Origin of the sequence: Methylobacterium sp. WL18, assembly GCF_008040015.1 — a bacterium.
GTDB classification, from domain to species: domain Bacteria; phylum Pseudomonadota; class Alphaproteobacteria; order Rhizobiales; family Beijerinckiaceae; genus Methylobacterium; species Methylobacterium mesophilicum.
On record NZ_VRVD01000591.1, the window covers coordinates 1 to 2,899 of the forward strand.

At 66.2% G+C, this 2,899-nt stretch carries 4 protein-coding genes; 2 read left to right on the forward strand and 2 right to left on the reverse strand.

The window, feature by feature from the left end; genetic code table 11:
* Positions 1 to 186 (forward strand): P1 family peptidase (locus tag FV228_RS25465; protein ID WP_187277903.1); only part of this gene is annotated, 186 nt, incomplete at its 5' end.
* Positions 187 to 528: 342 nt separating this feature from the next.
* Here the strand turns inward: FV228_RS25465 and FV228_RS25470 are convergent.
* Both FV228_RS25470 and FV228_RS25475 read right to left on the reverse strand, forming a co-directional pair.
* Positions 529 to 960, reverse strand: a complete 432-nt coding sequence (locus FV228_RS25470) for a hypothetical protein (protein WP_238262711.1) — start codon at positions 958 to 960, stop codon at positions 529 to 531.
* A 186-nt stretch (positions 961 to 1,146) separates the two neighbouring features.
* Positions 1,147 to 1,983 (reverse strand): class I SAM-dependent methyltransferase, encoded by an 837-nt coding sequence (locus FV228_RS25475; protein ID WP_187277904.1) that lies wholly within the window; start codon positions 1,981 to 1,983, stop codon positions 1,147 to 1,149.
* 560 nt (positions 1,984 to 2,543) lie between these two features.
* Here FV228_RS25475 and FV228_RS33425 point away from each other — a divergent pair.
* Positions 2,544 to 2,717, forward strand: coding sequence for a hypothetical protein (locus FV228_RS33425; RefSeq protein ID WP_187277905.1), 174 nt, complete (start codon positions 2,544 to 2,546; stop codon positions 2,715 to 2,717).
* Positions 2,718 to 2,899 lie beyond the last annotated feature (182 nt).

A 2,899-nucleotide genomic window follows, 5' to 3' on the forward strand; every position in this document is an offset into this window, starting at 1 on the left:
ATGCCGACGCCCGCCCTACTGCACGACGCGGCGCTCGACCCGCTGTTCGAGGCCGCCGCGGACGGGATCGAGCAGGCGATCATCCACGCCCTCTGGCGAGCCGAGGCGGTCACGGGCCGCGACGGCCACCGGCGGGACGCCCTGACCGATCTCCTGCCCGGCTGGGCCGATATCCTCGGGGCCTAAGCGATGCGCGTCCTGATCTCGACGGATATCGAGAGCGTCGCCGGGATCTATCACGGCGTCTAGACGACGCCGTGCAAACCCGAATGCGAGCGCGCTGCTGCTGATGACCGCTCTCGGGGCCGACGTAAACATTGCGGAACAGCCGGGTTGGGCCGGTCTTAGCCCGTCCGCGTTTCAGCGGGCCCTTCTTCGAAGCGGACGCGCCGCTTTCGGCCAGATTACGCCGTTCCAGATAGCTTGTATGAACGTCTGTGATGGGTGGGGAGCCGACACTGGCACCTAAGCGCCCTAACGTCAGCAAGCGGCCTATAGCAGACCGTCTGCTGAGAGGTGGCCATGGCGTCAGGCAATCAGGTCGACCCCCAGCCCAGGATCGACGCTCGTCCGAACAACGCAGCCCGGCCCGATCCGCGCACCGTCGCCGATGCGGATGGGGCCAAGTACCGACGCTCGGCTCTCCACGGTGACGCTATCGCCCAGGACTGGCAGACCAGGGCCGGCCCCGATGTCCGCTGTGGGGGCCCTAGTTAGGCCCCCAATCACGACTTGCCTGCCCAGGGCCGCGCAGCGACCGACCGCTCCCGCGATCACGACCCCATTTGGCTGTGGCATGTACAGGCCGTCCCCGATCTGGCTCGACGGCGTGATGTCAGCGCCGGTCCACCAGATGTTAGCGATCCACAGGAACCAGGCCGCTGCCCGCCATTCGCGCTCAAAGGCGTAGCGGGAGAGCCGGTACAGGCAGGACGCTTGGTAGCCGGCCCGCAGGCGCACGGAGCCGTGTCCGTGCCGCCGCCAATGCTCGTGGTCCGCCCGCAGGGCCCCGCGCACTTCCGAGAACCGGGGGCGCCGCCAGGCAGCCCCCTGCCCGCCGTCCGCTTCGCAAGCCGCCGTCACGTGCAATCTCCAAGGTCGGTCGAGCGTCCCTCTAAGGGCCGCCGGCGCATGCCCGGGGCCTGCTCAGCTCTCAGCAGAGCGAGTGACCAGCGCCATCACCCACGGGTTGAACCCCGTGTCCAGCAGCGCGCGGGGCATGCGATTGACGTAGGCGCGCGCCGCCGTGCGCGCGAAGGCCGGAACCCGCGAGAAGTCGAGAAACCCGCCGATGCTGCGGGCCTCCATCGTGTAGGGCAGCCCCTCAAGGTAGCGGTGCACGTCCGGGTAGGCCCACAGAAAGTTGTCGCCCCAGGGCCGGTGGACGGTGGCGCCGAGCCGGCGCGCGAGCCAGCGCTCCCAGGACGCCGCCTGGTTGTCGGGGCCGTGGGCCACGTCGATCGGAAAGGCACGGTTGGGGCCGCCGATCAGCATCCGCCCGCCTGGGGAAAGGACGCGGAAGATCTCCCGCAGCCACTGCTGGCGAACCGCGTGCCAGTCGGGACGGCGGTCAGCGTGACCGTTGGTCGTGCCGACGTGCTCGATGGCGCCGAAGGTGAAGGCGAAATCGATGGTGCCGTCGAGGAAGGGGAGCTCGAACGCGTCCGGATCAACCAGGTAGAACCGATCGGCACTCCGACCGGCCGACGACCAGCGGCGCGTCAGCCCGGGCAGGTCAATGCCGTAGCTCTCGTAGCCCTCCTTTTCCAGGGCCACCGCCATGCCGCCCATGCCGCAGCCAACGTCTAGGATGGTCCGAACCGGAGCCTCCCGCACGATCGGCAGGACAAAGGCCCGGGCCTTGGTCGCCTGGAAGTCGTTCTGCGCGTCGACGTAGGCTTCGTCGCAGGTCTCATCCCGCGTCCAGGCGCGCGGCAGGAGACCATGGTAGCCGTCGAGCGTCGTGATGGGTGATCTCAGCATGGCGGCGGGCTCCCTTGAACCGTGACGTACGATCGGGATCAGCGGGAGAAACCAGGGCCGATCGACAGCTGGACCGCTGGTCCCATGGTCGGGCAAGGCAGCAGCATGAGCGCCAGCCATTGCTATTTATGGTTGCATGAAATCAATACATGCAACCGGGAAAAGAACGTAGGTGCGGATCGCGTGATGCCATCTGCAGTTGCAGGCATCGGTCCTAACCCATCTCGGAAGTTCGGTTTTCATCTTAGATGGGTATGCCCTGCCAAGACCCCACCACGAGACGGTTCTACGCCTCATGAGGGCCAGCATTCGGGTTCCGGTACAGCCGATGGAGACAGTTTAGACCCATTCGGGAACTTAGTGACGGTACTGAGATCCTGCGAATGTCTGCTCCCAACAGATTGCAGACCTTAGAATGCGTCTGACTTGCCGTCCGAGAAGGGTCGGCAGCGGAACGACCGCACTGGGTAGTAGGCGGCCTCCCTGCTCAGGAGGTCGGGGACGCTCTTCCGGATGACCCGTTGATCGCAGCCTCGATTGCGGCGACCGCCTCCCCTGGCGTGAGAAGGGCCGTATCCACCACGAGCCTGGGCGAGGTCCGTCCCGGCACCTACGTGCTCTCGCTGGGCCCCAGGGAGGAGGTAAGCATATCGGTGAACCTCGTAGCCCTGACGATCCTGATCTGGCTGATGCGCCGATTGCGCACTTGGTCGCCCGGGCCGCAAGCCTCCTGAGGCTGAAGGCCCATCCGATAAGGCCCACCGGGTCAAGTGGCCGGGATGGTGTCCCCAGGGCGATCGCTTGAAAGGAATGGATTTCGGTGTTGCCTTTTGCGTGATTCACAGGGGGCCTCGGTCTGGTGAGGCATCCGATGTCAGGCAAGGCACTGGTGGAGCATTTTTCGGCGTTGGAAGAC

Coding starts and splice junctions, on each gene's coding strand:
- FV228_RS25475 (WP_187277904.1), bottom strand. CDS start 1,983: ATGCTGAGATCACCCATCACGACGCTCGACGGCTACCATGGTCTCCTG.